Annotated in this window: 21 protein-coding genes and 2 pseudogenes; 5 read left to right on the plus strand and 18 right to left on the minus strand. The window is 69.9% G+C overall.

Translation table 11 applies throughout. From position 1 onward, the window contains the following. Positions 1 to 430 precede the first annotated feature (430 nt). Positions 431 to 615 (plus strand): annotated as a pseudogene (locus AB0I10_RS34090) (DUF475 domain-containing protein); the annotation flags it as partial. A gap of 280 nt (positions 616 to 895) precedes the next feature. Here the strand turns inward: AB0I10_RS34090 and AB0I10_RS34095 are convergent. From AB0I10_RS34095 to AB0I10_RS34105, 3 genes are all read right to left on the minus strand, one after another. Then, a complete protein-coding gene (locus AB0I10_RS34095) occupies positions 896 to 2,224 on the minus strand; it encodes a TRAM domain-containing protein (RefSeq protein WP_363156573.1) in 1,329 nt (442 codons plus the stop codon). A 179-nt stretch (positions 2,225 to 2,403) separates the two neighbouring features. Then, entirely contained in the window at positions 2,404 to 4,455 is a 2,052-nt protein-coding gene (locus tag AB0I10_RS34100) for an APC family permease (RefSeq protein ID WP_363156574.1), read from the minus strand. A gap of 303 nt (positions 4,456 to 4,758) precedes the next feature. Then, the gene (locus AB0I10_RS34105) at positions 4,759 to 6,693 is read right to left on the minus strand and encodes an NAD-binding protein (RefSeq protein WP_363156589.1); all 1,935 of its coding nucleotides are present in this window, start codon (positions 6,691 to 6,693) and stop codon (positions 4,759 to 4,761) included. Between the two features lie 330 nt (positions 6,694 to 7,023). Between AB0I10_RS34105 and AB0I10_RS34110 the strand changes: the two genes are divergently transcribed. Together AB0I10_RS34110 and AB0I10_RS34115 are read left to right on the plus strand one after the other, a co-directional pair. Further along, positions 7,024 to 7,692 carry a TrkA family potassium uptake protein gene (locus AB0I10_RS34110; RefSeq protein ID WP_363156575.1) on the plus strand — a complete coding sequence of 223 codons (669 nt, stop codon included), beginning with the start codon at positions 7,024 to 7,026 and terminating at the stop codon, positions 7,690 to 7,692. Positions 7,693 to 7,795: 103 nt separating this feature from the next. Then, entirely contained in the window at positions 7,796 to 8,473 is a 678-nt protein-coding gene (locus AB0I10_RS34115) for a TrkA family potassium uptake protein (RefSeq protein ID WP_363156576.1), read from the plus strand. Positions 8,474 to 8,601: 128 nt separating this feature from the next. Here AB0I10_RS34115 and AB0I10_RS34120 read toward each other — a convergent pair whose 3' ends face one another. The 4 genes and pseudogenes from AB0I10_RS34120 to AB0I10_RS34135 form a co-directional block, all read right to left on the minus strand. After that, positions 8,602 to 9,459, minus strand: a complete 858-nt coding sequence (locus AB0I10_RS34120; protein ID WP_363156577.1) for a DUF3159 domain-containing protein — start codon at positions 9,457 to 9,459, stop codon at positions 8,602 to 8,604. A 3-nt stretch (positions 9,460 to 9,462) separates the two neighbouring features. After that, the gene (locus AB0I10_RS34125; RefSeq protein ID WP_363156578.1) at positions 9,463 to 9,861 is read right to left on the minus strand and encodes an OB-fold nucleic acid binding domain-containing protein; all 399 of its coding nucleotides are present in this window, start codon (positions 9,859 to 9,861) and stop codon (positions 9,463 to 9,465) included. Between the two features lie 179 nt (positions 9,862 to 10,040). Continuing rightward, positions 10,041 to 10,721, minus strand: a pseudogene (locus AB0I10_RS34130) (response regulator); the annotation flags it as partial. A gap of 88 nt (positions 10,722 to 10,809) precedes the next feature. Next, a complete protein-coding gene (locus AB0I10_RS34135; RefSeq protein ID WP_363156579.1) occupies positions 10,810 to 13,374 on the minus strand; it encodes a sensor histidine kinase KdpD in 2,565 nt (854 codons plus the stop codon). Between the two features lie 165 nt (positions 13,375 to 13,539). Between AB0I10_RS34135 and AB0I10_RS34140 the strand changes: the two genes are divergently transcribed. Beyond that, positions 13,540 to 14,076 (plus strand): GNAT family N-acetyltransferase, encoded by a 537-nt coding sequence (locus tag AB0I10_RS34140; RefSeq protein WP_363156580.1) that lies wholly within the window; start codon positions 13,540 to 13,542, stop codon positions 14,074 to 14,076. 37 nt (positions 14,077 to 14,113) lie between these two features. Here the strand turns inward: AB0I10_RS34140 and AB0I10_RS34145 are convergent, their stop codons facing one another. The 8 genes from AB0I10_RS34145 to AB0I10_RS34180 all read right to left on the minus strand — a co-directional run bounded on the left by AB0I10_RS34145 (position 14,114) and on the right by AB0I10_RS34180 (position 22,356). Then, positions 14,114 to 15,292: an alginate lyase family protein gene (locus AB0I10_RS34145; RefSeq protein WP_363156581.1), complete on the minus strand. Its 1,179-nt coding sequence runs from the start codon at positions 15,290 to 15,292 to the stop codon at positions 14,114 to 14,116. A gap of 274 nt (positions 15,293 to 15,566) precedes the next feature. Continuing rightward, positions 15,567 to 16,229 carry a potassium-transporting ATPase subunit KdpC gene (kdpC, locus tag AB0I10_RS34150; RefSeq protein ID WP_363156582.1) on the minus strand — a complete coding sequence of 221 codons (663 nt, stop codon included), beginning with the start codon at positions 16,227 to 16,229 and terminating at the stop codon, positions 15,567 to 15,569. Positions 16,230 to 16,251: 22 nt separating this feature from the next. Beyond that, complete coding sequence (kdpB, locus tag AB0I10_RS34155; RefSeq protein WP_363156583.1) at positions 16,252 to 18,396, minus strand: potassium-transporting ATPase subunit KdpB; 2,145 nt, start codon at positions 18,394 to 18,396, stop codon at positions 16,252 to 16,254. Beyond that, positions 18,393 to 20,069 carry a potassium-transporting ATPase subunit KdpA gene (gene kdpA / locus AB0I10_RS34160; RefSeq protein WP_363156584.1) on the minus strand — a complete coding sequence of 559 codons (1,677 nt, stop codon included), beginning with the start codon at positions 20,067 to 20,069 and terminating at the stop codon, positions 18,393 to 18,395. The genes kdpB and kdpA overlap by 4 nt, the downstream gene beginning before the upstream one ends. Positions 20,070 to 20,076: 7 nt before the next feature. After that, positions 20,077 to 20,166 carry a K(+)-transporting ATPase subunit F gene (gene kdpF, locus AB0I10_RS34165; protein ID WP_136742534.1) on the minus strand — a complete coding sequence of 30 codons (90 nt, stop codon included), beginning with the start codon at positions 20,164 to 20,166 and terminating at the stop codon, positions 20,077 to 20,079. A 327-nt stretch (positions 20,167 to 20,493) separates the two neighbouring features. Continuing rightward, positions 20,494 to 21,255, minus strand: a complete 762-nt coding sequence (locus tag AB0I10_RS34170) for a DUF3710 domain-containing protein (protein WP_363156585.1) — start codon at positions 21,253 to 21,255, stop codon at positions 20,494 to 20,496. A 1-nt stretch (position 21,256) separates the two neighbouring features. Further along, on the minus strand, positions 21,257 to 21,778 hold the full coding sequence (gene dut / locus AB0I10_RS34175) for a dUTP diphosphatase (RefSeq protein ID WP_363156586.1): 522 nt from the start codon (positions 21,776 to 21,778) through the stop codon (positions 21,257 to 21,259). Continuing rightward, the gene (locus AB0I10_RS34180) at positions 21,775 to 22,356 is read right to left on the minus strand and encodes a PaaI family thioesterase (RefSeq protein ID WP_363156590.1); all 582 of its coding nucleotides are present in this window, start codon (positions 22,354 to 22,356) and stop codon (positions 21,775 to 21,777) included. Before AB0I10_RS34180 ends, dut begins: the two co-directional genes overlap by 4 nt. Positions 22,357 to 22,444: 88 nt before the next feature. Here AB0I10_RS34180 and AB0I10_RS34185 point away from each other — a divergent pair, with 88 nt between their 5' ends. Beyond that, on the plus strand, positions 22,445 to 22,888 hold the full coding sequence (locus tag AB0I10_RS34185) for a DUF3093 domain-containing protein (protein ID WP_363156587.1): 444 nt from the start codon (positions 22,445 to 22,447) through the stop codon (positions 22,886 to 22,888). A gap of 22 nt (positions 22,889 to 22,910) precedes the next feature. Here AB0I10_RS34185 and AB0I10_RS34190 read toward each other — a convergent pair whose 3' ends face one another. From AB0I10_RS34190 to AB0I10_RS34200, 3 genes are all read right to left on the minus strand, one after another. Continuing rightward, complete coding sequence (locus AB0I10_RS34190; protein ID WP_363156591.1) at positions 22,911 to 23,687, minus strand: hypothetical protein; 777 nt, start codon at positions 23,685 to 23,687, stop codon at positions 22,911 to 22,913. A gap of 101 nt (positions 23,688 to 23,788) precedes the next feature. Further along, positions 23,789 to 24,091, minus strand: coding sequence for a DUF4193 domain-containing protein (locus tag AB0I10_RS34195; RefSeq protein WP_003982531.1), 303 nt, complete (start codon positions 24,089 to 24,091; stop codon positions 23,789 to 23,791). 534 nt (positions 24,092 to 24,625) lie between these two features. Continuing rightward, positions 24,626 to 24,916, minus strand: a 291-nt coding sequence (locus tag AB0I10_RS34200) for an ATP-binding protein (protein WP_363156588.1), incomplete at its 5' end; no start/stop codon positions are given.

Genomic DNA, 24,916 nt, shown 5'->3' on the forward strand with positions numbered 1-24,916 from the left:
GTTCCGTTGCCGGTTCGAATTCAGTTCCGATTCCCCGTCGGCGGGGTTTGCCTTTCGGCGTGGTCACTACTTTAGCGGAATTCCTCGGTGACTCATAATCGAGTCCCGGTCCGAATTTCGGCATGCCGAAATTGTTCCCGGTGAGGGGTCGTGCAGTAGTGGTGTGCCGCGAAGCGGCGGGATGGCTGCTTGGGGCTTGTCCGCTCCGTGGCAACTCGAAGAACTTACACGATCCTGTGGGTGCGGCACGACTTGGGGGCACATCCGCGGTGCTTCGAGCTATCCGGGACCCGCTGGGTTGCCGGGCCACCCGGTCACTGGGGCACCCACAAGGCAGGCGTATTCCGATGATCTGTCCCGGGTCAGCACACTCGCAGTGGTAGGCCGCCTGCGAGGGGGACCGTGATGGACGCATCTGCACCCTTACTGCCAGGGGACCCTCGACGACTACGTCTGCCTGCACAGCGCCCACTAAGCCATCGGCGCCCTGAGAGTGATCCGCATGGCCATCCAGCACGAGATCAACGAAGTGATCACCGGCCTCGGGGGCGTCTCCTGCTCGCCTGGTCCTTCTGGTCCTCCGTGCGCCGCAACCGTGCACTGGCAATCACCGAGATCGAGACCGCGGGCGCCGGCCAGGAGCTTCGACGCGGGCTCGACAGCCGGCCGAGTGAGCGTCTTGACGCTCCGCCAGAATCAGCGTCGAACGAGCGTCAAGATGTTCCCCAACCGCCCCTCACGAAGTAGGGGCAGAGCGCTCCTCACCCGCGTTCCGCTGTGCGAAGCCGTAGGTGAGACACGTGGCGCGAGCCAGCGACAGGGTCCACGTGGCGGACTTTGGAAAACAGGTCGGGCACACCCGGCCGCGCCAGGGCAATCCAGAAGAACCCGCAGCTCAGCCCTGCTTCTCTGCCCGCTCCAGAATCGCTACGCACTCCACATGATGCGTCATCGGAAACAGATCAAACGCCCGCATCCGCCGCGGCACATACCCCGCCTCGCCGAAGTACTTCAGGTCGCGGGCCAGAGCCGCCGGGTCGCAGGCGACATAGGCGATACGGCGCGGGGTGAGGGCGGTGAGCTGGGTGACGGTCTTCTTGCCGGCGCCGGCGCGTGGGGGGTCGAGGACGATCAGGTCCACGTCGGTGATGCCGGTGCGGGGCAGGATCTGGTCGACCTTGCCGTGTTCGATCCGGACGCGGTCGAGGTCCTGGAGGTTGTGGCGGGCGTCCTCGACGGCGCGCTTGCCGGATTCGATGCCGAGGACCGCGCCCTTGTCGCCGACGCGTTCGGCGAGGGCGCCGGCGAAGAGGCCCACGCCGCAGTACAGGTCGAGGGCCATATCGCCCTTCTTCGGCATCAGGCCCTGCATGACGGCCTCGACGAGGAGGTCGGCGGCCTTCGGGTGGACCTGCCAGAAGCCGCCGTTGCCGACCCGCCAGGTGCGGTCGGCGGCGCGTTCGCGGACGAAGGGGCGGCCGTGGACACGGTGTACGCCGCCGTCCTTCTCTTCGACGCGCAGGACCGAGACGGGCTGGTCGAGTTCGACGATGGGGAGGCGGCCGCCGGGCTTCGGGGTGAGGATGACCTGGCGGTCGTGCGAGCCGGTGGCGGCGATGGCCTCGACGGTGGCGATCTGCGGCCACTGGCGCTGCTCGATGCCGAGCTCGGAGACGCCGGGGGCGGCGATCATGCAGTGGGAGATGGGCTGGACGTCGTGGGAGCGGTGCTTGCGGAGGCCGACGTGGCCCTCATCGTCGATGGCGTACTGGACGCGGGTACGCCAGGCCGGCACCTCGCCCTTGGCGACCTTGTCGCCCGGGGCGGGCTCGACGGTGCCGTCCCAGCGGGCGTCCTCCGGGGAGAGCCCGGCCAGCCGCTCCAGCTGCTCGGCGATGACGGCGCCCTTGAAGCGGCGCTGGGCGCCGGGCGCTGCGTGCTGCCAGTCGCAGCCGCCGCACTTGCCCGGGCCGGAGAACGGGCAGGGTGCCTCGACCCGGTCCTTGGAGGGGGTGTGGATAGAGACGGCGTCTGCGCGCAGGAAGCGGGCGCCTTCTTCGCCGTCGGTGACGCGGGCCGTGACACGCTCGCCGGGCAGGGCGTGGCGTACGAAGAGGACCTGGCCCTCTGCCGTACGGGCGATGCAGTGGCCGCCGTGGGCGACCGGGCCGACCTCGACCTCGTACTCCTCGCCGACCAGCGACTTCTTCGGTTCTGTCTGCATGGCGGGAGGGCTCCTGGGGTGCGGGTGCGACAAGACATCAATGAATGCGACAGGACATCAACAAGCATGACGGCCGGCCTCCCGGGTGGGAGGCCAGCCGTCAAGTCTACGTCCCGTGGCGCTGTGCCCTCTGCCGCTCGGGCCGGGGCGTCAGCGGTTGGTGCCCCGTAGCCCGGCGGTCACTGCTTGGTGGCCGTCTTCTCCTTCTTCGGCTGGGCGACCGGTCCGCGGCGCACCGCGCCCGGAGCGTTCCACTCCGCGCGCTTGCGGGCCCGCTTCTTGGCGGCCTCGGAGGAGTCCAGCTGCCAGGGCACGGAGGTCACCATGACGCCGGGGGTGAAGAGGAGGCGGCCCTTGAGACGCAGCGCGGACTGGTTGTGCAGCAGGTGCTCGTACCAGTGGCCGACGACGTATTCCGGGATGTAGACGGAGACGGCGTCGCGCGGGCTCTGCCGGCGCAGCGACTTGACGTGGTCGATGATCGGCCGGGTGATCTCGCGGTAGGGGGAGGCGAGGACCTTGAGGGGGACCTCGATGCCGCGGCGTTCCCACTCTTCGCGCAGCGCCCTGGTGTCGGCCTGGTCGACATCGACGCTTACCGCTTCAAGGGTGTCCGAGCGCATCAGCTTGGCGTAGTTCAGGGCCCGCAGGGTGGGCTTGTGCACCTTGGAGACCAGGACCAGGGAGTGCACCCGGGAGGGGCGCACGACGTCGTCGTCGGGGGTGTCGTCGGCGGCGATCTCGTCGGCGACCCGGTCGTAGTGGCGGCGGATCGCGGTCATCGTCACAAAGAAGATGACCATGCCGAGCAGCGCCACCCAGGCGCCGTGGGTGAACTTCGTCAGCAGGACGACGGCGAGGACCAGGCCGGTGAAGGTGGCACCGAACGCGTTGATGGCGCGCGACCGGTGCATACGGCGCCGCTTGGCCGGGTCCTTCTCGGTCAGCAGGTGACGGTTCCAGTGGCGGACCATGCCGACCTGGCTGAGCGTGAAGGAGACGAAGACGCCGACGATGTAGAGCTGGATCAGCTTGGTGGAGTCGGCGCCGTAGAGATAGACGAGTACGGCGGCGGCTCCGGCGAGCAGGACGATGCCGTTGGAGAAGGCCAGCCGGTCGCCGCGGGTGTGCAGCTGGCGCGGCAGGTAGCGGTCCTGGGCGAGGATCGAGCCGAGCAGCGGGAAGCCGTTGTAGGCGGTGTTGGCGGCGAGGAAGAGGACCAGTGCGGTGGCGGCGGCCAGCACGACGAACAGGAACGAGCCGCTGCCGAAGACCGCGGCGGCGACCTGCGAGATGACCGGGTCCTGGGTGAAGCCGGCGCCGACCGGGGTGCCGTTGTCCAGCAGGTCCTTGGCCGGGTTCTCCGCCATGCGGACGTTGGTGGCCATGGCCAGCGCGATGATCCCGCAGAACATGGTGACGGCCAGGCCGCCCATGAGCGCCAGTGTCGTGGCGGCGTTCTTGGACTTCGGCTTGCGGAAGGCCGGGACGCCGTTGGAGATCGCCTCGACACCGGTGAGCGCGGCACAGCCGGAGGAGAACGCACGCAGGAGCAGGAAGATCAGCGCGAAGCCGGCCAGGCCGCCCTGTTCGGCGTGGATGGTGAGGTCGGCGGTGGGGGCCTTCATCGTGTCGCCCATCGCCAGGCCGCGGACCGCGCCCCAGACGATCATGATGAAGACGCCGGCCACGAAGACGTACGTGGGGATCGCGAAGAGCTTGCCCGACTCTCTGACCCCGCGCAGGTTCATCAGGGTCAGCAGCACGATGATCCCGACCGCGCAGAGCGTCTTGTGCTCGATGACGAACGGGATCGCCGACCCCAGGTTCTCCACTCCGGAGGAGATGGAGACCGCGACCGTCAGCACGTAGTCGACCAACAGGGCGCTGGCAACGGTGAGCCCGGCCCGCGGGCCGAGGTTGGTGGTGGCGACCTCGTAGTCGCCACCGCCGCTCGGGTAGGCGTGCACGTTCTGCCGGTACGACGCCACGACGGTGAACATCAACACCACGACCGCGACCGCGATCCAGGGGCTGAAGGTGTACGCCGACACACCCGCGACGGACAGGACGAGCAGCACCTCGCCCGGCGCGTAGGCCACGGAGGAGAGCGGGTCGGAAGCGAAGACGGGGAGTGCGATGCGCTTGGGAAGGAAGGTCTCCCCCAGCTTGTCGCTGCGCAGTGCGCGCCCGATCAGGATCCGTTTGGGCACGTCGGTCAGTTTGGACACGGAGAGGATGCTAAGCCTTTGTCAACGTTCATGCCCAGCCGCCACCCGCATGGTGGTCACTCGGAGGTGCGGCACGGCACAACGGGCCTGGCCAGAGCCGCGCCGAAGCACCGCGCCTGCACACAATCCGCACTTTCCGGCCACACCGTGCCGCCGCGCCGCCGTGCGCCGTACCGCTGCGCGGCCGTGCCGCCGATGATTTCCGGGCCCGCACGATCATGAGCCGGTGCGGGGCGGCAGCCAACAGCGGGAAGCCGAATCCCCTGTCCCCCCGGGCTGCCGGTTCCCGGGCGCCGGACCGGATCAGTCCTGCCCCACCACGGCAGCGCGCGGCCGCCGGGCCAGCAGATCGCCCAGCCCCTGGCGGGTGGCGGCCAGCAGCACCCTGTCCTGCGGCCGCAGCACATATCCGTCGCCCAGCTCGTGCACCAGGTGAGCCGGCTCGCGGGCGGTGTCCTGCGGGGGCGCGGCGGCCGGCTCGGGCTCGTCGGGCGCGGAGGTGTCGACGGCGAGCACCCGCAGCCGTCCCGGGCGCAGCACCTCGGCGACCGTACGGCCCTCCAGGGCGGCATGGCCGCGCACCTCGACCCGGGCGACCAGCAGCACCCGGCGCTCGACGGGAATGGCGCCCAGGATCTGCCGCCCCATCATCGCGCCGGCGAAGGCGGGCGCGGCCAGGAAGGAGACGCTGCGGCTGCGGGTCAGCGCCAGCGGGTGCGCTGCGCGCAGCGTGCGGTAGACGGCGGTGGCGAACCGGTCGTCGAACAGCCGCAGCGTCACCCGCAGCCGGGTCTTGAGCGATCTGGCGTAGAGCGCGGCCTCCAGGTTCGTGGTGTCCTCGCTGGTCAGGGCGAGCAGCGTATGGGCCCGGTCGACGTTGGCGGCCTCCAGGACGCCTTCCTGGGTGACGTCCCCCAGGACGGTCGGCACCCGCAGCCGGCGGGCCACCGCGATACCGCGCGCCTCCGGGTCGGCCTCGATGCACACCACGGGAATGCCCATCTCGTGCAGCCGGGTCAGCACCCGGGTGCCGACCTTGCCGAGACCGAGCAGCACCACATGGCCGGACAGTCCGCGCGGCGGGCGGCGCAGCGCCGAGGCGCTGCGGAACGTGCCGAGGCCCTCGAAGGCCGCCGCGACCAGCACCGGCAGCAGCAACAGTCCGGTCAGCCCGGACAGCAGCTGGAGCACCTTGCGGGGCGGCGACTCGCCGATTGCCGGATCGTTGATGGCGAAGAGGTCGAGGAGGGAGAGATACGCGGCGTGCAGCGGCGGGTCGCCGGTGGTGAGTGAGGAGGCCACGGCCAGCGCCACCACCGCGCCGACGATGCCGCCCAGCGACCAGCGCAGCCGCCGGGAGAACAGCGACGTAAGGGGTGCGCCCCGGCCGCGCAGCCTGCCGGGGCGCACGGTCCGGCCGGTGTAGGAGACGGTCTCCAGGACGACGGTGCCGCAGCCGGTGGCGGCCGCGGCCGTCTCATCGTCCGGCAGCAGCACGGGACCTTCCTCGCCGCCTCCCGAACTCGGTGCGACCGCCGGGTCGTTGGCGGAAGCCGAGAGCACCGCGAGGGTGCACACACCGGGTCCGGCGGGCCGGCCCGGAGGCACCGGCGTACGCTCCACCGCCCGCAGCATCAGCCCGTCCGCCTCAATGACCTTGCTGGTCCCGGCGACCGCGGTGGCCGCCAGGGCGGGGGCCACCGTGTCGGCGTCGGACAGCACGGTGGTGGACGCGTCGCCACTCGGGCCGCCGTCGGTCCCCAGGGCGGCGACCGTCGCGGCCTGGTCGAGCAATTCCTCCAGATGCTGGCCGAGTTTGCGGTTGTAGAGCCGGATGACCAGCCGCAGCCGGGGGTTGAGGCGGCGGGCGCGCAACGCGGCGTGGATATTGGCCTCGTCGTCGTCGTAGACCAGCGCCAGCGCGCCTGCCTCGGCGATACCGGCCTCGGTTAAGGCCGCGTCGTCGGCCTCCGCCGCTTCCAGGATCCGGATGGGCTCGTCGGGCGGCGGGTCGTCGTCATCGGGCGCTTCGGTCGGCGTCAGGGAGGTGCGCGCCATCGCCGCCGACATCCTCCCCAGCAGCGCCGTCGCCCGGCCGAGGGCGCGCGTCGGCGGGGGAATGCGCGGTCGGTGCGGCTCCCGGGCGGAGGGCACCACGAGGGTCACCCGTTCGCGGTAGACGTCCTGGAGCTCGGCGGCGAGCCGGTGCGCGAGCGCATCGTCGCCGCAGACCACCATATGCGGGGCGAGGGAGCCCTGTTGGGGCTGCTGAGGCAGGTTGGGCACACCTCGTAGCGTGCCTTATCCGGTGTGCGAAGGCGGAGCCAGGCGCGGAATCCGACGACCGTGCCGCGCCCGCCCGCTTGCGGCCGGGGCCGACCGCGCCCCCTCCAGGCCACGTCATTACGGCTACGGTTGTACCGGACCGCGGTGCGCCCAGCGCCTCCGCTGACGTACCCGGTCTCTGTCGCGAGCAGTGGCTTCGTGTCGCCGGTACTCGGAGAAGAAAGTAGTGAGCAGGGTGTTTGTGCAGGTCAGCGCGCTAGTCCAGGGCACGGGGTAATCAGCATGCACATCGTCATCATGGGGTGCGGCCGAGTGGGCTCCGCGCTCGCACAGACCCTGGAGAGCCAGGGGCACACCATCGCGGTGGTCGACCGGGACCCGACCGCGTTCCGCCGCCTGGGCTCGTCCTTCGGCGGCCGCCGGGTGACCGGCGTCGGCTTCGACCAGGACACGCTGCGGGAGGCCGGTATCGAGGAGGCGGGCGCCTTCGCCGCCGTCTCCAGTGGCGACAACTCCAACATCATCGCGGCCCGGGTGGCCCGCGAGATGTTCGGCGTCGAGAATGTCGCGGCCCGGATCTACGATCCCCGCCGCGCCGAGGTCTACCAGCGGCTGGGCATCCCCACCGTCGCCACCGTCCGCTGGACGGCGGACCAGATGCTGCGCCGACTGCTGCCCTCGGGCGCCGAGCCGTTGTGGCGGGATCCGAGCGGCGGCGTCCAGCTCGCCGAGGTGCACACCTCTTCGGCCTGGGTCGGCCACAAGATCAGCACGCTGCAGGACGAGACCGGCGTACGGGTCGCGTTCCTCACCCGGCTGGGCGAGGCGATGCTGCCGACCTCGCAGACCGTGTTGCAGGAAGGCGATCTGGTGCACGTGATGATGCGCAGCGACGAGGTCGAGAAGGTCGAAGCGGTATTCGCCGGGGGTCCTGAGGAGGCGCACGCATGAGGGTCGCAATCGCGGGCGCGGGCGCGGTGGGCCGTTCCATCGCTGGTGAGCTCGTCGGAACGGTCGCGCGGCAGTTCACCGGACAGCCCGAGGAGGCACACGCATGAGGGTCGCAATCGCGGGCGCGGGCGCGGTGGGCCGTTCCATCGCTGGTGAGCTGTTGGAAAACGGCCACGAGATCCTGCTCATCGACAAGGCGCCGACCGCCATCTCGGTCGAGCGGGTGCCGCTGGCGGAGTGGCTGCTGGCCGACGCCTGCGAGATCACCTCGCTGGACGAGGCGGCGCTGCAGCGCTGCAATGTCGTCATCGCGGCGACCGGCGACGACAAGGTCAACCTCGTCGTCTCGCTGCTCGCCAAGACCGAGTACGGCGTGCCGCGGGTGGTCGCCCGCGTCAACAACCCGAAGAACGAGTGGCTGTTCAACGAGGCCTGGGGCGTCGATGTCGCGGTCTCCACGCCGCGGCTGATGTCGGCCCTGGTCGAGGAGGCGGTGAGCGTCGGCGACCTGGTACGGCTGCTGCGCTTCAGCCACGGCGACGCCAACCTCGTCGAGCTCACGCTGCCCCCCGAGGCGGCCCTGGCGGGCACCCGGGTCGGCGATGTGGAGTGGCCCGAGGACACCTCCCTGGTCACGATCATCCGCGGTACGCGGGTGCTCACGCCCAACAAGGAGGACGTGCTGGAGGCGGGCGACGAGCTGCTGTTCGTCGCGGCCCAGTCGCGCGAGGAGCAGCTGGAGGATCTGCTGTCGGTGCGCCGTGAGGACACGGCCGGCTGAGTCCGGCTCCGGGGCCGCCGGGCCGGCGGCACGGTGGCTGTGACATACGAGGGCCCCTGGGACCGATGTGGTCCCAGGGGCCCTCGTATGTGCAGAGTGCCGACGGTGCCGGATGACGCGGGCGCGTCTCAACGGCGGTGGCGCGGTCCCTCCGGCTGCTCGGCGATCGCGTCGGGCGTGACGCCCCGCGACAGCTCGTCCGTGACCAGGTCCAGGACCTCGCGCTCCTTCTCGCGCTGCTTCTTGGCCTCTTCCTCCGCCTTCTCCTGCGCCTCCATCTCCGCGAAGACATCGATGGGCGGCGGCGCCTTCGCCAGGAAGACCCAGGTCAGATAGACCGCGAGCAGGAACGGCGGGATCTTCAGCGCGATCAGCACCCAGCCGAGGTGAGCGGTGTCCGCCCACCAGTACAGCGGGAAGAGGATCGCGCACTTGGCGAGCAGGATCAGTCCCCAGGCCAAGCTGGCCTTGGTGTACGCCTTCTTCCGGCCCGGGTTGCGGGTGCGCCAGGAGAGATTCTCCTTGAACACCGGGCCCAACATCAGGCCGATCAGCGGCACACCCGCCAGCGTCGTGACGAAGTAGGCGACGGACAGCCCGAGGGTGTAGAGCATGCCCGGCAGATAGAAGTCCTTGGCGTTGCCGGTCATCATCGCGAAGATGACGCCGAAGGCCACACCGAAGACGCCGCTGAAGGCGTGCTTCACGGTGTCCTTACGGACCAGGCGGACGGCCGCCAGCACCAGCGAGACGGCCAGCGCGGCGATCGCCGAGAGATGCAGGTCCTTGTTGACCGTGTAGATCGTGACGAACAGCAGGCCGGGGAGAACGGTCTCCACCATGCCGCGTACGCCGCCGAAGGCCTCGAAGAGGGCCGCCTCGGTGACCTGTCTGCCCTCGGCTTCCTTGCCCGCGCCGGGAGGCGGCGCGTCGGAGGACGAGCGGTCTGCGGAAGTGTCAGTGGTCGGTCGGTCGTAAGACGTCACCGGCTACTCCTGTCCGAGCGGTCGGAGTTCGTACTTCGGGTTGAAGAGCACCCGGCGTCCGTGGCTCATGGAGACCCGGCCCGAGGCGATGAGCTTACGGCCCGGCTCGATGCCGACGATGGAGCGGCGCCCGAGCCACACCACATCGAGGGCCGCGGAGCCGTCGAACAGCTCCGCCTCCAGCGCGGGCACACCGGCGCGCGGCCGCAGCGTCACATGCCGCAGCGTGCCGGTGACCTTGACTATCTGACGGTCGGCGCAGTCGCAGATACGGGTGCACCCCGTCGCCTGCGCGTCCTGCTGCAGCTCGGCGGACTGCAGCTCCTCCTCGGAGGAGGACAGCCTGTCGAGCAGCCGGCGGAAGCGGCCGGCCGGCTTCCCGGATGGGGTCCCAGCACTCATGGAGCCAGCGTACCGGTGCGCCGGTTCCCCGATCACGGGCCGGACGCACCGGGGCACTCCCGTCCGGACGGCCCGCCCCGCCTCACTGCTCGAACCGGTACCCCATGCCCGGCTCCGTGATGCTGCACCCCCCGGGGGCAACCCCCGGCCCCCCTGCCGGAACACCCCGCCCCCTCTCACTGCTCGAACCGGTACCCCATCCCCGGCTCCGTGATGAAGTGCCGCGGATGCGACGGATCGCTCTCCAGTTTGCGGCGGAGCTGGGCCATGTAGACCCGCAGATAGTTGGTCTCGGTGCCGTACGACGGGCCCCAGACCTCCTGGAGCAGCTGCTTCTGGCTGACGAGCCGCCCCGCGTTGCGTACCAGGACCTCCAGCAGGTGCCACTCGGTGGGGGTCAGCCGGATGTCGCGGCCGTCGCGGTTGACCTTCTTCGCGGCGAGGTCGACGGTGAAGCCGTCGGTCTCCACGATGACCTCGTCGTCCGCCGGCCCGGTCGGCTCGGCCCGGCGCACCGCCGCCCGCAGCCTGGCCAGCAGCTCGTCCATCCCGAACGGCTTCGTGACGTAGTCGTCCGCGCCCGCGTCCAGTGCCTCGACCTTCTCGTCGGAGGTCTGCCGCGCGGACAGCACCAGGATCGGTACCCGCGTCCAACCCCGGAGCCCCTTGATCACCTCGACCCCGTCCATGTCGGGCAGGCCGAGGTCGAGGACGATGACATCGGGGTGGCGGGCGGCGGCGAGCTTGAGGGCGGTGGCCCCGTCGGGGGCCGCGTCCACCTCGTACTTGCGCGCCTTCAGGTTGATCACGAGGGCGCGTACGATCTGCGGCTCGTCATCGACCACAAGCACCCGGTTCACTGGCGTTCTCCCTCGCGGTAATGGTGTGTCGGTCCGCGCCGGGCCGGGCCCGCGGGACATCTGGTGACCGTGGTCGGGGTGGCCCGGCTCATGTGGTGACCTGGGCCGGGAGATCGGGAATGACTGGCGTCCGGCCCGCCACGGCCTTGAGCGTGAGGACCATCGTCATCCCGCCTCCGGGGGTGTCCTCGGCGGCGAGCGTGCCGCCCATCGACTCCGCGAACCCGCGGGCGACGGCCAGACCGAGCCCCACGCCGGCGCCCCGGGGAGCGTCACCGTACCGCTGGAACGGCTCGAAGATGCGGCCCTTGGCGCTGTCCGGGACGCCCGGGCCGCGGTCGACGATCCGCAGCTCCACCCGGTCGCCGAGCGCGCTCGCCTTGACCAGCACCGCCTCCCCGTCCGGGCTGTACTTCACGGCGTTCTCGACGAGATTGGCGACCGAACGTTCCAGCAGCCCCGGATCGATGGCGACGATCGGCAGTTCCTCGGGGATGTCGAGCGTGACACTGCCCTCCGGTACGCCGCCGAGCGCCATCGGGACCACCTCGTCGAGGTCGGTGTCGCGGATCAGCGGGGTGACCGTGCCGGTCTGCAGTCGGGACATGTCCAGCAGGTTGCCGACGAGGTGGTCCAGGCGGTCGGCGCCCGCCTCGATGCCCGCCAGCAGCTCCGCCTCGTCCTCCTCGGACCAGGCGACGTCGTCGGAGCGCAGGGAGGTGACGGACGCCTTGATGCTCGCGAGCGGGGTCCGCAGATCATGGCTGACCGCGGCCAGCAGCGCCGTCCTGATCCGGTTGCCCTCGGCCAGCTCCTGGGCCCGCTCCGCCTCCCCCACCAGCCGCTGCCGGTCCAGGACGACGGCGGCCTGGGCGGCGAACGCGGCCAGCACCCGCCGGTCCTCGGCGGGCAGCACCCGGCCGGTCAGGGCAAGCGCCATGTGGTCACCCACCGGCATATCGACGTCCGCGTCCTCGGGGCGCAGCAGCGGCTTGCTGTGGTCGGCGTCGCCGGCCCGGCCGGCGCAGGTCCACGGGTCGACGTCGCTGCTCCGCTCCAGCAGTGCGACCGTGTCCATCCCGAACGTCTCACGGACCCGCTCCAGCAGGGCGTCCAGGGTCGTCTCACCGCGCAGCACGCTGCCCGCGAGGAAGGACAGGATCTCCGACTCGGCGCGCAGCCTGGCGGCCTGGTGGGTGCGCCGGGCGGCGAGATCCACCACGGAGGCGACGGATACCGCCACCGCGAAGAAGATCACGATGGCGACGATGTTCTTCGGGTCGCTGACGGTGAGCGTGTGAGTGGGTGGCGTGAAGTAGAAGTTCAGCAGCAGCGAGCCGACGGCCGCCGAGGCCAGCGCCGGCATCCGCCCGCCCAGCAGCGCCGCGACCACGGTCAGGAAGAGGAACAGCAGGACGTCGTTGGCCAGCCCCAGGCCCGGCCAGAGGCCGGTGAGCAGTAGCGTGAGCAGGACCGGCCCGGCCACACCGACGAGCCAGCCGGCGATGTTCCGGGGCCGGCCCAGGCGCGCACCGCGCGCCACCGGCAGTCCCCGGCCCTTGGCGACCTCGTCATGGGTGACGATGTGCACATCGAGGTCGGGCCCGGAATCGCGGGCGACGGTCGCCCCGACGCCCGGCCCGAAGATGTACTGCCAGGCCTTGCGGCGGCTGGAGCCCAGCACGATCTGGGTGGCGTTCACCCCGCGTGCGAACTCCAGCAGTGCGCTCGGTATGTCATCGCCTATGACGTGGTGAAACGTGCCGCCCAGGTCTTCGACCAGCGTGCGCTGGACGGCGAGTTCCTTGGGCGAGGCGGAGGTCAGCCCGTCACTGCGGGCTATGTAGACGGCGAGTACCTCGCTGCCCGAGCCCTTGGCGGCCATCCGGGACGCGCGGCGGATGAGGGTGCGCCCCTCCGGGCCGCCGGTGAGGCCGACGACGATGCGTTCACGGCCGGCCCAGATGGTCGAGACGCGGTGCTCGGTGCGGTACTGCTGGAGGTATTCGTCCACCCGGTCGGCGACCCACAGCAGCGCCAACTCACGCAGCGCGGTGAGGTTGCCCGGCCGGAAGTAGTTGGACAGCGCGGCGTCGACCCGGTCGGGCCGGTAGATGTTGCCGTGTGCCATACGGCGGCGCAGCGCCTGAGGCGACATATCGACAAGTTCGATCTGGTCGGCGCGCCGCACGATTTCGTCCGGAACGGTCTCCCGCTGCCGTACGCCCGTTATCGACTCGACGACATCCCCGAGCGATTCGAGATGCTGGATGTTGACCGTCGAGACCACATCGATCCCGGCCTCCAGCAGCTCCTCGATGTCCTGCCAGCGCTTCGCGTTGCGCGAACCGGGGACGTTGGTGTGCGCCAGTTCGTCGACCAGTGCGACGGCCGGCTTGCGCTCCAGGACCGCGTCCACGTCCATCTCGGTGAACACCGTGCCGCGGTGGTCCAGCTCCCGGCGCTGGATCTGCTCCAGGCCGTGCAGCATGACCTCGGTCCGGGGCCTGCCATGGTGCTCGACGAACGCCACGACGGCGTCCGTGCCCCGCTCCACGCGCCGGTGCGCCTCGGACAGCATCGAGTACGTCTTGCCGACGCCCGGTGCCGCGCCGAGATAAATGCGGAGTTTTCCACGATTTCCGCGTGCCATGGCCCCATTGTCTTACGTGAAGGCCGCCCCCACCGGGCTGGCCGGATTCGACCCTACAGACCCCACAGGGGGACAAAAGGCCCAGGTAGCGGCTTGGCGCCTGGTCTTGACGCGACCCTGATACAGGTCCGCGCCCCCACCCCGAACCGACCGGGAGGATCCCGCATGCCCGACGTACGCGTCCGTATCTCCCACACCGCCGACCTGGACGCCGCCACCCTCAAGGCGGCCCGCGCCCTGCTGTACGACGTCTTCGACGACATGACCTCGGAGGACTGGGAGCACGCACTCGGCGGTCTGCACGCCCTCGTCCACGAGGACGGGGAGCTGATCGGGCACGCGTCCGTGGTGCAGCGGCGGCTGCTGCACGGTGGTCGGGTGCTGCGCTGCGGCTACGTCGAAGGCGTGGGGGTCCGCGCGGACCGGCGCGGCCGCGGTCACGGCGCGGCCCTGATGGACGCTCTGGAGCGGGTGGTGCGCGGCGGGTACGACCTCGGGGCGCTGGGCGCCTCCGATGCGGCCGCGGACTTCTACGCGGCGCGCGGCTGGCAGCTCTGGCGCGGCCCGTCCTGGGCGCTCACCCCGGCCGGCATCCGGCGCACCGCGGACGAGGACGGCTATATCTACGTCCTTCCGGCGGCCGTGCCCCTCGACCTCGACGCGGACCTCACCGGCGACTGGCGCGACGGCGACATCTGGTGACCGGGGGGCGGCCGTCCGAGGCCACCCCCCTTGGGTATCAGCTCGGGTTCTCCGCGTGGGTGAGCGTCTCCCAGCCGACGAAGAGGTTGTTGGAGCCGGCCGGCCGCTGCTGCTCCGTCAGCTTCTGGGTGTTGGGCATCGCGTAACCCATCCGGTTGTGCAGCGCGTTGTAGCCGACCTCGGTGACGGGCCCCAGGCCGCGCTTGACGCTGCCGCCGCACAGCCATGACGGCGGGGCGGTGCCCAGTTCGTACACAGCCTGGAAGCCGAGCGCGTGGCGCAGCCGGTCGGCGACCTCGGGGTAGAGGTCCTGGCCCTGGAGGCGGCTCGTCTCGGCAATGTGCGAGATGGCCGACAGGCCGTATCCGGTGTGGGTGAAGTCGCGGCAGGTCTCCTGGGTGAGGCCGTCGACGAAGGTGGACTGGCCCTGCCAGTACTTGATGATCTTGTCGCGGGTGTCCAGCCCGCTGCCCGGTGCGGTCTTGGGCAGGTCGCCGTCGGACTTCACGTAGATGTACGCGGGCACCCGGGCGCGGAAGGTGGCGATGGCCTTGTCGTAGGACGCCTTGTCCTCGATGAAGACGGAGATGCCGACGGCCGCCTCCATCATGCTCAGCTCCCAGTTGCCGTTGCTGTGCGACCCGTTGATCACCTTCGGGAGGTAGACGTCGCGCAGCATGCCGGCGAAGCGTTCGGCGCGGTCGCCGGGCCAGCCGTCGTAGGTGTAGCGGATGATCTCGGCGGCGCGTGGCCAGGAGGAGCCGGCCCAGCCGGTCTGCAGCGGGGCGTTGGTGTTGGTGTGGTCCTTGATGGTGCCGGACCAGGCGTCCATGATCTGAATCGCTTTGTCGGCATACTTGCTTTCGCGGGTGATGTACCAGGCCAGCGAGAGTGTGTACGCGGCGAGCGCGTCCTCGCGTTCGTCGGTACAGCCGTAGTTGGGGTCGGAGTACGAGCCGCATTCGACGATGGCGCGGGGCTTGGGCGTGCGGGACAGCGAGGCGTACTTGCTCGCCATCATGGCGTCGTAGGCGCTCTTCCAGGGCTGGGCACCGGAGTTCACCTTGCCGCGGACGAGGTCGAGTTGGCCGGTGCCGACGAGGACGCCGGGGTGGGTGAAGGCGGACGGCGCGGCCGAGGTGGGGGCGCCGATGAGGAAGCCCGCCGTGAGGGCGCCGAGCAGGACGCCGACGACGAGGGTGAGCCTTCTGTGCATGGGGGGTGTGCCTTCCTGTCGAGATGCTCGGCGAACGGGAGCTGTTCTCGTACGTGAACGACAGGCGTTGACATGAACACCTGCGATGGCTGGCGAACGTATGGGCAAGCCATCGCGGCGTCAAGACTCCGCGTCAAGATCTGTCTTCAAGACCTGGAGAAACCAACTGGACCAATCCGGCGGCCATTTCAGACCTCGAACGCAAAAACCGGGCGGCCCCGGGGAGGATCTCCCCGGGGCCGCCCGCCACGCGGCCGTCACGCGCCGCGACCGCTCAACCCTTCCCCTGCGCCAGATCCCTCAGCGCAATGTTCAACTCCAGGACGTTCACCCGCGGTTCGCCCATGAATCCCAGGACACGCCCGTCGGTGTGGTCCTTGACCAGAGCTTCCACCTTCTTCGCGTCCAGGTGGTTCTCCTCGGCGACCCGGGCGGCCTGAAGCTCCGCGTACTCCGGGGAGATATGCGGGTCGAGGCCGGAGCCGGAGGATGTCACGGCGTCCGCCGGGACCTTCGACTTCGGGACGCCATACGTGTCGGAGACCCACTTCTTACGCTCGTTGACCGCGTCGATCAGATCGGTGTTGGTCGCACCCAGGTTGGAGGCTCCGGAGACCTGGAGGTCGTACTGGGTGTTGACGCCGTTGTCCTTGTTGCTGCCCAGTCCGGCCGACGGGCGCGGCTGGAAGAACCGCAGGTCCGGGATCGGATTGCCGTTCTTGTCCTGGCCCTTGTCGTAACGCTGGCCGATCAGCGACGAGCCGACCACCTTGCCGTGGGAGCTCACCTCGGACCCGTTGGCCTTGCCGGGGAACGCGGCCTGCGCCACGCCGGTGACCACCAGGGGGTAGATCACCCCGCAGACCACGGTCAGCACGAGCAGGGCGCGCAGCCCCGCCGCCATCAACCGGGCGCTGTTGCGTACGGAGTTGTTCATGATGCCGTCACCAGCTCCTTAATCAATTCAGCCCGGGGATGAGGGAGATCAACAGATCGATGATCTTGATGCCGATGAACGGCGCGATGAGCCCGCCCAGTCCGTAGACGGCCAGGTTCCGCCGCAGCATCTTGTCGGCGCTCACCGGCCGGTACTGCACGCCCTTCAGGGCCAGCGGCACCAGCGCGATGATGATCAGCGCATTGAAGATGATCGCGGACAGGATCGCGGAGTTGGGGCTGGACAGCCGCATGACGTTGAGGGTGTCCAGGCCCGGGTAGGCCACCGCGAACATCGCCGGGATGATCGCGAAGTACTTCGCGACGTCGTTGGCGATCGAGAAGGTGGTCAGCGCACCGCGGGTGATCAGCAGCTGCTTGCCGATCTCGACGATCTCGATGAGCTTGGTCGGGTTGGAGTCGAGGTCGACCATGTTGCCGGCCTCCTTGGCGGCCGACGTCCCCGTGTTCATCGCCACGCCGACGTCCGCCTGGGCCAGCGCGGGCGCGTCATTCGTGCCGTCACCCGTCATCGCGACCAGCTTGCCGCCGGCCTGCTCCCGCTTGATGAGCGCCATCTTGTCCTCGGGCGTGGCCTCCGCGAGGAAGTCGTCCACGCCCGCCTCATCGGCGATCGCCTTGGCCGTCAGCGGGTTGTCACCCGTGATCATGACGGTCTTGATGCCCATCTTGCGCAGCTCGACGAACCGTTCGCGCATGCCCTCCTTGACGACGTCCTTGAGGTGGATGACACCCAGGACACGCGGACCGCTCTCATCCTCCAGCGCGACCAGCAGTGGCGTGCCGCCGGCTTGCGAGATCGCGTCGGTCAGTTCCTGGGCGTCCTCGGCGACCTCGCCGCCGCGCTCCTTGACCCAGGCGATGACGGAACCCGTCGCGCCCTTGCGAACCTTGCGCCCGTCGACGTCCACACCGGACATGCGCGTCTGGGCAGTGAACGGCACCCACTCCGCGTCCACCAGCTCACCCTGGTGCCGCTCGCGCAGCCCGTACTTCTCCTTGGCGAGCACGACGATCGAGCGGCCCTCGGGCGTCTCGTCCGCCAGCGAGGACAGCTGGGCGGCATCCGCCACCTCCGCCTCGGTCGTCCCGCGTACGGGCACGAACTCGGCGGCCTGGCGGTTGCCCAGGGTGATGGTGCCGGTCTTGTCGAGCAGCAATGTCGATACATCGCCTGCTGCTTCGACGGCCCGGCCGGACATGGCCAGGACGTTGCGCTGGACGAGCCGGTCCATGCCGGCGATGCCGATGGCCGACAGCAGGGCGCCGATCGTCGTCGGGATCAGACAGACCAGCAGCGCGAGCAGCACGATCATGGACTGCTGGGCGCCCGCGTAGATGGCGAACGGCTGGAGCGTGACGACCGCGAGCAGGAAGACGATGGTGAGGGACGCGAGCAGGATGTTCAGCGCGATCTCATTGGGCGTCTTCTGCCGGGCGGCGCCCTCGACCAGGTTGATCATCCGGTCGATGAAGGTCTCGCCCGGCTTCGTCGTGATCTTGATGACGATGCGGTCGGAGAGCACCTTGGTCCCGCCGGTCACCGCGGAACGGTCACCGCCGGACTCCCGGATGACCGGCGCCGACTCACCCGTGATGGCCGATTCATCGACCGACGCGACACCTTCGACGACGTCGCCGTCACCGGGGATGATGTCGCCGGCCTCGCACACGACCAGGTCGCCGATGCGCAGCTCGGTGCCGGGGACCTCCTCCTCGGTGCCGCCGCTCAGACGGCGCGCCACGGTGTCGGTCTTGGCCTTGCGCAACGTGTCGGCCTGCGCCTTGCCACGGCCCTCGGCGACCGCCTCCGCGAGGTTCGCGAAGATCACGGTCAGCCACAGCCAGGCGGCGATGGCCCAGCCGAACCAGTCCGAGGGGGACTTGACGGCGAAGATCGTGGTCAGCACGGAGCCGACCTCGACGACGAACATCACGGGGGACTTGGCCATCACGCGCGGGTCGAGCTTGCGTATCGCGTCCGGGAAGGACTTGATCAGCTGCTTGGGATCGAAGAGACCGCCGCCCACGCGGCCGTCGCCGGGCTTGTGCCCGCTGGGGACGTCCTGGTGCGGGGCGCGAGTCGGAGTGGCTGTCGAGCTGGAGGCCATGGAGCCGGGCCCTTCCGGTTTCACGGGAGCGGTCATGACAGCCCCTCCGCCAGCGGCCCGAGGGCCAGCGCCGGGAAGTACGTCAGACCGGTGATGATCAGGATCGTGCCGACGAGCAGCCCGGCGAAGAGCGGCTTCTCGGTACGCAGGGTGCCCGCGGTCTCCGGGACCGGCTTCTGCTCGGCGAGCGAGCCGGCCAGTGCGAGCACGAACACCATCGGCAGGAACCGGCCGAGCAGCATGCACAGACCGATCGTGGTGTTGTACCAGGGGGTGTTGGCGTTCAGTCCGCCGAACGCGGAGCCGTTGTTGTTGGCCCCGGAGGTGAAGGCGTACAGCACCTCGGAGAAACCGTGCGAACCGGCGCCCAGCGCCTTGGTGTTGAGCATCGAGTTCAGGGCGTCCGGCAGCACCATCGAGGCGGCGGTGAAGCCGAGCACCAGCGTCGGGGTGATGAGGATGTAGCACGCGGCGAGCTTGATCTCGCGGGTGCCGATCTTCTTGCCCAGGTACTCGGGCGTACGGCCCACCATCAGGCCGGCGATGAACACCGCGATGATCGCCATCACGAGCATGCCGTAGAGGCCGGAGCCGACGCCGCCCGGCGCGATCTCACCGAGCATCATGCCCAGCAGCTGGATGCCGCCGCCGAAGGCCGTGAAGGAGGAGTGGAAGGAGTCCACGGCGCCGGTCGACGTGAGCGTGGTGGCGACGGAGAAGATCGCGGACGATCCGACGCCGAAGCGGGTCTCCTTGCCCTCCATCGACGCGCCCGCCGCCTGGAGCGCCGGGCCGCCATGGGCGAACTCGGTCCAGATCATCAGCACGGTGAAGCCGAGCCAGATGACGCCCATCGTCGCCAGGATCGCGTAGCCCTGCTTCACGTTGCCGACCATCTTGCCGAAGGTGCGGGTCAGCGAGAACGGGATGACCAGGATCAGGAAGATCTCGAAGAGGTTGGTGAAGGCGTTGGGGTTCTCGAAGGGGTGGGCGGAGTTGGCGTTGGCGACACCGCCGCCGTTCGTGCCCAGCTCCTTGATGACCTCCTGCGAGGCGTACGCGCCACCGCCGGTCTGCTGCGAGCCTCCCATGAACTGGCCGACCTCGTGGATGCCGGAGAAGTTCTGGATGGCGCCGCAGGCGACCAGGACGAGGGCACCGATGACCGAGATCGGGAGCAGGATGCGGACGGTGCCACGCACCAGGTCCGACCAGAAGTTGCCGAGGTCGCCGGTACGCGACCGTGCGAAGCCGCGTACGAGTGCGACGGCGACGGCGATGCCGGTCGCGGCGGAGACGAAGTTCTGCACCGCCAGGCCGGCCGTCTGCACGACATGGCCCATGGCCTGTTCGCCGCTGTAGGACTGCCAGTTGGTGTTGGCGACAAATGACGCCGCGGTGTTGAACGCCTGGTCCGGGCTGATCGACGCGAAGCCGAAGGACAGCGGCATGCTGCCCTGGAGACGCTGCAGTGCGAACAGGAAGAGCACACCCGCCACCGAGAAGGCGAGAACTCCGCGCAGATACGCAGGCCAGCGCATTTCCGCGTCCGGGTTGGCGCCGATGCAGCGGTAGATCAGCTTCTCGGCGCGCAGATGCTTGGGGGAGCTGTAGACGGCGGCCATGTAGTCGCCGAGGGGACGGTAGGCGAGGGCCAGTGCTGCGATCAGCGCTATCAGCTGGAGCACGCCTGCGAGAAGAGGGCTCATGTGGCTCTCAGAACCTCTCCGGGAAGACGAGGGCGAGGACCAGGTAGCCGAGCAGGCCGATGGCCACGATCAGGCCGACGATGTTTTCCACGGTCACAGCTTCGTCACCCCCTTGGCGACGAGAGCCACCAACGCGAAGACCGCGATCGTGACGACGACGAAGGCCAGGTCGGCCATCGTGTGCTCCTAGGTGATGGGGAGGATGGGACCCCTAGAGCAAACCGTCCCGCCGACCGGTTACGACGGTCGTTGACGTCTCCCTTACGGCCATTAGCGCTTCGTTGACGGAACTCATACGCCTCGGGCTCTGACCTGCGCAAACGACGGAGGGTCGTACTCCCAGAAAGGGAGTACGACCCTCCGCAACGGTCGCTATTGAGCCGTCGCCCGGCGCCTTTGCGGCGCCTCGGCCGCGCGGTGCGCCTCAGCGGATCTCGGTGATCTCCGGTCCGCGCTGCAGACGCTCCACACCACCGCCGAAACGCGATGCCTCGGCCGGCTCCTGCTGCACACCGTCCGGCACCATCTGGGCGTCGTCCGGCAGCTTGAGGACGATCGGGTCGCGCGGCGCCATCGGGGCGTCACCGCGGATGACCACGGTGTCCCGGAAGATGTGCTCCAGCACCCCGGCGGCCTGCGGCTGCACCGCGCCCTGGCCGGAGATCACACCGCGCAGGAACCACCGCGGGCCGTCGACGCCGACGAAGCGCACGACCTGCACACCGTTCGTCCCGTCCGGCAGCTGCACCGGCACCTGGGCGCGCAGCTCCCAGCCCAGCGGGCCCTCGACCTCGTCGATGACACCGCCCTGCTGGGTGATGCCGGAGGCGATCTCCTCGCGGACCTCGCCCCAGATCCCCTCGTTACGGGGGGCTGCGAAGGCCTGCAGCTGCACGGCGCTGTCCTGCAGCACCACGGTCGCGGCGACGATCGCGTCCCCGGCGACCTCCACCCGCAGCTCCATGCCCTCGACACCGGGCACGAACAGACCACCCAGGTCCACCCGGCCCTCGCCCGGCTCCTTGACCTCCGACGCGTCCCAGGGGCCGTCGGGGCGCGGCGCCGGCGGGAGGGTGACCCGCTCGCCACCGGCCTCGGCGCTCTCGTCCGAAGTCGCGTCCTCGGCGAGCTCCGTCACCTCTGCCGACTCTTCAGGAGCCTCGTTCTTCTTGCGACGTCCGAACACGTCACTGTCCTTCCCGGTCGGCACCGACCGATGCGTATCCATTCCCGCCCGTGGAGCCGCCCACCGCCGCATGACCGCCGGTGGAACCGAATCCCCCCTCGGCCCGCGCCGAGCCGGGAAGCTCCGCCACCTCGTGGAAGCGCACCTTCTCGACCTGCTGGACGACCAATTGGGCGATCCGGTCGAACCTCTCGAACCGCACGCTCTCGCGCGGATCCAGATTGACCACGATCACCTTGATTTCCCCACGGTACCCGGCATCCACCGTCCCAGGGGCATTCACCAGCGCCAGTCCGCAGCGGGCCGCCAGGCCCGAGCGTGGGTGCACAAATGCGGCATAGCCGTCCGGCAGCGCGATCGACACTCCGGTGGGGAGCACGGCGCGCTCCCCCGGGGCGAGCACGGCGGCCTCGGTGGTCACCAGATCCACCCCCGCGTCGCCCGGATGCCCGTACGCGGGAACGGGCACCTCCGGGTCCAGCCGCCGCAGCAGCACATCCACCGGATTCCGTACCTGACTCACGGGTTCACCTCGAAGGCTCGCGCGCGCTTGACCTGGTCCGGGTCGGCCATCGCCGCCTGGATCTCCTCGGTCCTTCCGTTGTCGATGAAGTGGTCGACCTTCACCTCGATGAAGACGGCCTCCGCGCGCACCGCGACGGGGCCGTCCGGACCGCCTATCCGTCCGACGGCCGCCGAGTAGATCTTCCGCCCGTGCACCGCGGTGACCCGCGCGTCCAGATGCAGCACCGTGCCCAGCGGCACCGGCCGTACGAAGTCGGTCTCCAGCCGGCCGGTCACCGCGATCACCCGCAGCAGCCAGTTCAGCGAGCCGAGCGTCTCGTCCAGCGCGGTGGCCAGGACCCCGCCGTGCGCCAGGCCCGGCGCGCCCTGGTGGGCCTCCTTGACGGTGAACTCGGCGAGCACGCTCACACCGTCGCCGGCCCGCGCCTCCAGGTGCAGGCCGTGCGGCTGACCCGTGCCGCAGCCGAAGCACCGGTCGTAGTGCGCGCCGAGGAGTTCTCCGGGCTCCGGGGCATCGGGGTGCCGGACCGGAGCGACGGCGTCCTTCGGTGGCGTCAGCCCCGTCAGCCCCGTCAGCCCCTTCCTCGTTCTGTCAGTTCCACTCACGAGAGCAGACCCTACCCGCGCGCTTAAGGGGCCCGCGCCGCCGTGCCAAGCTGGAGCCATGCAGTCGTACGAAGAACGCCTCACTGTGCCCCGCTCCTGGTGGGTGATCGCCGGTCTGGTCGGCGTCGCCTGCGCCCTGATGCTGCTCCCCCTCGGGACGCTCCCGATGCTCGGCGGGCTGATCGGCGGCGCGGCGCTGGCAGCCGTGGCGGCGAGTTCGTACGGCTCGGCGCGGATCCGGGTGGTGGGCGGCGCGCTGATCGCGGGCGACGCGAAGATCCCGGTGGCGGCGCTGGGCGAGGCACGGGCGCTGGATGCGGAGGAGGCACTGGCGTGGCGTACGCACAAGGCCGATGCCCGTGCGTTCATGCTGCTGCGCGGCTACATCCCGACCGCGGTGCGGGTGGAGATCGACGATCCGTCGGACCCGACGCCGTACGCGTATCTGTCGACGCGTGAGCCGGAGCGCCTGGTGGCGGCGCTGGCGGCCGTACGCGCCTGACGGGCGGCCCAGGGAGGCGGCTTCAGCCGCGCGGCTCGGACCGGCCCGTGCCGGCCCACTTGCCCACCAGGAGGGCGTCGCGCGAGGCGCCGGGCAGGGCGTCCCACGGCACCTGTCGGGCACGCAGGTCCTTGCGGATCTTGTCCGCGACTTTTCTGGTGTCCCGCCGGTTCATGAACGCGCCGACCGCGGCGCCGATCATGAACGGTACGAGGTTGGGGAGATTGCGCAGGGTGCGCCGCATGATCCGCCGGCGCAGTTCGCGCCTCATCCGCCCGCCGAGCGCGGCGTCGAGCGAGGCCGGTTTGGTGACCTCGATGCCCCGCTCCTCGGTCCACGACATCAGATAGGCCATCGCACGCTGCTGGAGGCTCCCCGCCGGCCGCAGGCCGTAGACCTCGTGCAGCTCGGCGATCAGTTTGATCTCGACCGAGGCGACGCCGGCCACCTCGGCGGCCAGCTCGGCCGGCATGGCGGGCGGTACGGGCAGCATCGCCGCCGCGCCCACGCCCGCTCCGACGGTGGCGGTGCCCCTGCAGGCGCCCGTGACGAGCTTGTCGGCCAGTTCCTCGGGGGTCAGGCCGGGGAACTGCGCGCGAAGCGTGGCGAGGTCGCGGACCGGGATCCGCGGGGCGGCGACGATGATCCGTTCGGCGATCACGGCGAGGCCGGCCCGCGCGCCGGCGCCGCCCTTTCTGGCACCGCGCCCGACAGCGGCTGCGAGCGAGGCCGTACGGCCCCGCTCCTGCACTACGCCGGTCGTCCGCTCCGCGGGGAGGGCGGTCGGGTCGGCGGGCACGGGCGCGGTTTCCTCGCGTGATCGTGCGCCGGCCGCCGGGCCTCTCTCGCCCTTGTTGTCCTTACGGAACGGGTTCACGCCTGCCACGGCGTCGACCGGTCTCAGGCCGCGCAGTCGCGGCAGATCGGCTGGCCGTTCTTGTCCTCCGCGGCGAGCTGGCTGCGGTGGTGGACCAGGAAGCAGCTCATGCAGGTGAACTCGTCCTGCTGCTTGGGCAGGACGCGGACGGCGAGCTCCTCGTTCGAGAGGTCGGCGCCGGGGAGTTCCAGGCCCTCGGCCTGCTCGAACTCATCGACGTCGACGGCCGAGGCGGACTTGTCGTTCCGCCGCGACTTCAGCTCCTCGATGCTGTCCTCATTGAGGTCGTCATCGGTCTTGCGTGGGGTGTCGTAATCCGTAGCCATTTGTCGCTCTCCCCCTCTGGGTGTCTGCGGTGTCTCAGCGCAGGTAACGCGTGAGAGGCCGGACTTGTGCCCGACCTGAGGCGGAGATTTTGCCTCACATCAAGGTCTGTTACTCAATCGACACCCAACCGGCCCCCTGAAGAGGTGATCGGTTTGGATGGCGATCAGGACCGTACACGGTCCGAATGTCGCACCTCGCGCAGCCCATCACGTGTACTTCCCGTGATCAGGGCCCTGGGAAACCAGGATTTTCCCGGCTTTCCACCAGACATTTTGATCACGGAGCGTAGATGGCCGGAAATTCGCGTCTGTGAGGGATCACACACGATCTGGGCGGCCGGAGGGCCGGCCGAATTCCGCGCAAAGCGAACTCGGCGAAGGATCCCCGGCAACCCACCCTCTCGTCAAACCCGGCAGCCATCGGACATCTGTCGGCATACGGCCGCCGACGGGCGATTGCCCGTACAGACGTCCGATGAGTACCGAGGGGCAGCGCGGCCCCTCCACGAGGCGCACACCCCCCTGCGGTCCACATCAGAGCGGCAGGACGACCCGCACCACCAGCCCGCCGCCTTCTCGTGGCTCGGCGGTGATGGTGCCGTCGTGCGCGCGCACCACCGAGCGCACGATGGACAGACCCAGCCCCACGCCCTTGTCGCTACCGGTGCGCTCGGTGCGCAGCCTCCGGAAGGGCTCGAAGAGGTTCTCGACCTCGTAGGCAGGGACCACAGGGCCGGGATTGGTGACCACCAGGACCGCGCAGCCCGGCTGCGGCTCGGTGGCGACCTCGACCCAGCCCTCCTTCGGGATGTTGTAGCGCACCGC

It is taken from the genome of Streptomyces sp. NPDC050636, assembly GCF_040654775.1.
Lineage (GTDB): Bacteria > Actinomycetota > Actinomycetes > Streptomycetales > Streptomycetaceae > Streptomyces.

Coding starts and splice junctions, on each gene's coding strand:
- AB0I10_RS34095 (WP_363156573.1), bottom strand. CDS start 2,224: ATGCAGACAGAACCGAAGAAGTCGCTGGTCGGCGAGGAGTACGAGGTC.
- AB0I10_RS34110 (WP_363156575.1), top strand. CDS start 7,024: ATGCACATCGTCATCATGGGGTGCGGCCGAGTGGGCTCCGCGCTCGCA.
- AB0I10_RS34105 (WP_363156589.1), bottom strand. CDS start 6,693: ATGGTGGTCTGCGGCGACGATGCGCTCGCGCACCGGCTCGCCGCCGAG.
- AB0I10_RS34185 (WP_363156587.1), top strand. CDS start 22,445: ATGCAGTCGTACGAAGAACGCCTCACTGTGCCCCGCTCCTGGTGGGTG.
- AB0I10_RS34135 (WP_363156579.1), bottom strand. CDS start 13,374: ATGGCACGCGGAAATCGTGGAAAACTCCGCATTTATCTCGGCGCGGCA.
- kdpA (WP_363156584.1), bottom strand. CDS start 20,069: ATGAGCCCTCTTCTCGCAGGCGTGCTCCAGCTGATAGCGCTGATCGCA.
- kdpC (WP_363156582.1), bottom strand. CDS start 16,229: ATGAACAACTCCGTACGCAACAGCGCCCGGTTGATGGCGGCGGGGCTG.
- AB0I10_RS34195 (WP_003982531.1), bottom strand. CDS start 24,091: ATGGCTACGGATTACGACACCCCACGCAAGACCGATGACGACCTCAAT.
- kdpB (WP_363156583.1), bottom strand. CDS start 18,396: ATGACCGCTCCCGTGAAACCGGAAGGGCCCGGCTCCATGGCCTCCAGC.
- AB0I10_RS34145 (WP_363156581.1), bottom strand. CDS start 15,292: ATGCACAGAAGGCTCACCCTCGTCGTCGGCGTCCTGCTCGGCGCCCTC.
- AB0I10_RS34125 (WP_363156578.1), bottom strand. CDS start 9,861: ATGAGTGCTGGGACCCCATCCGGGAAGCCGGCCGGCCGCTTCCGCCGG.
- AB0I10_RS34115 (WP_363156576.1), top strand. CDS start 7,796: ATGAGGGTCGCAATCGCGGGCGCGGGCGCGGTGGGCCGTTCCATCGCT.
- AB0I10_RS34140 (WP_363156580.1), top strand. CDS start 13,540: ATGCCCGACGTACGCGTCCGTATCTCCCACACCGCCGACCTGGACGCC.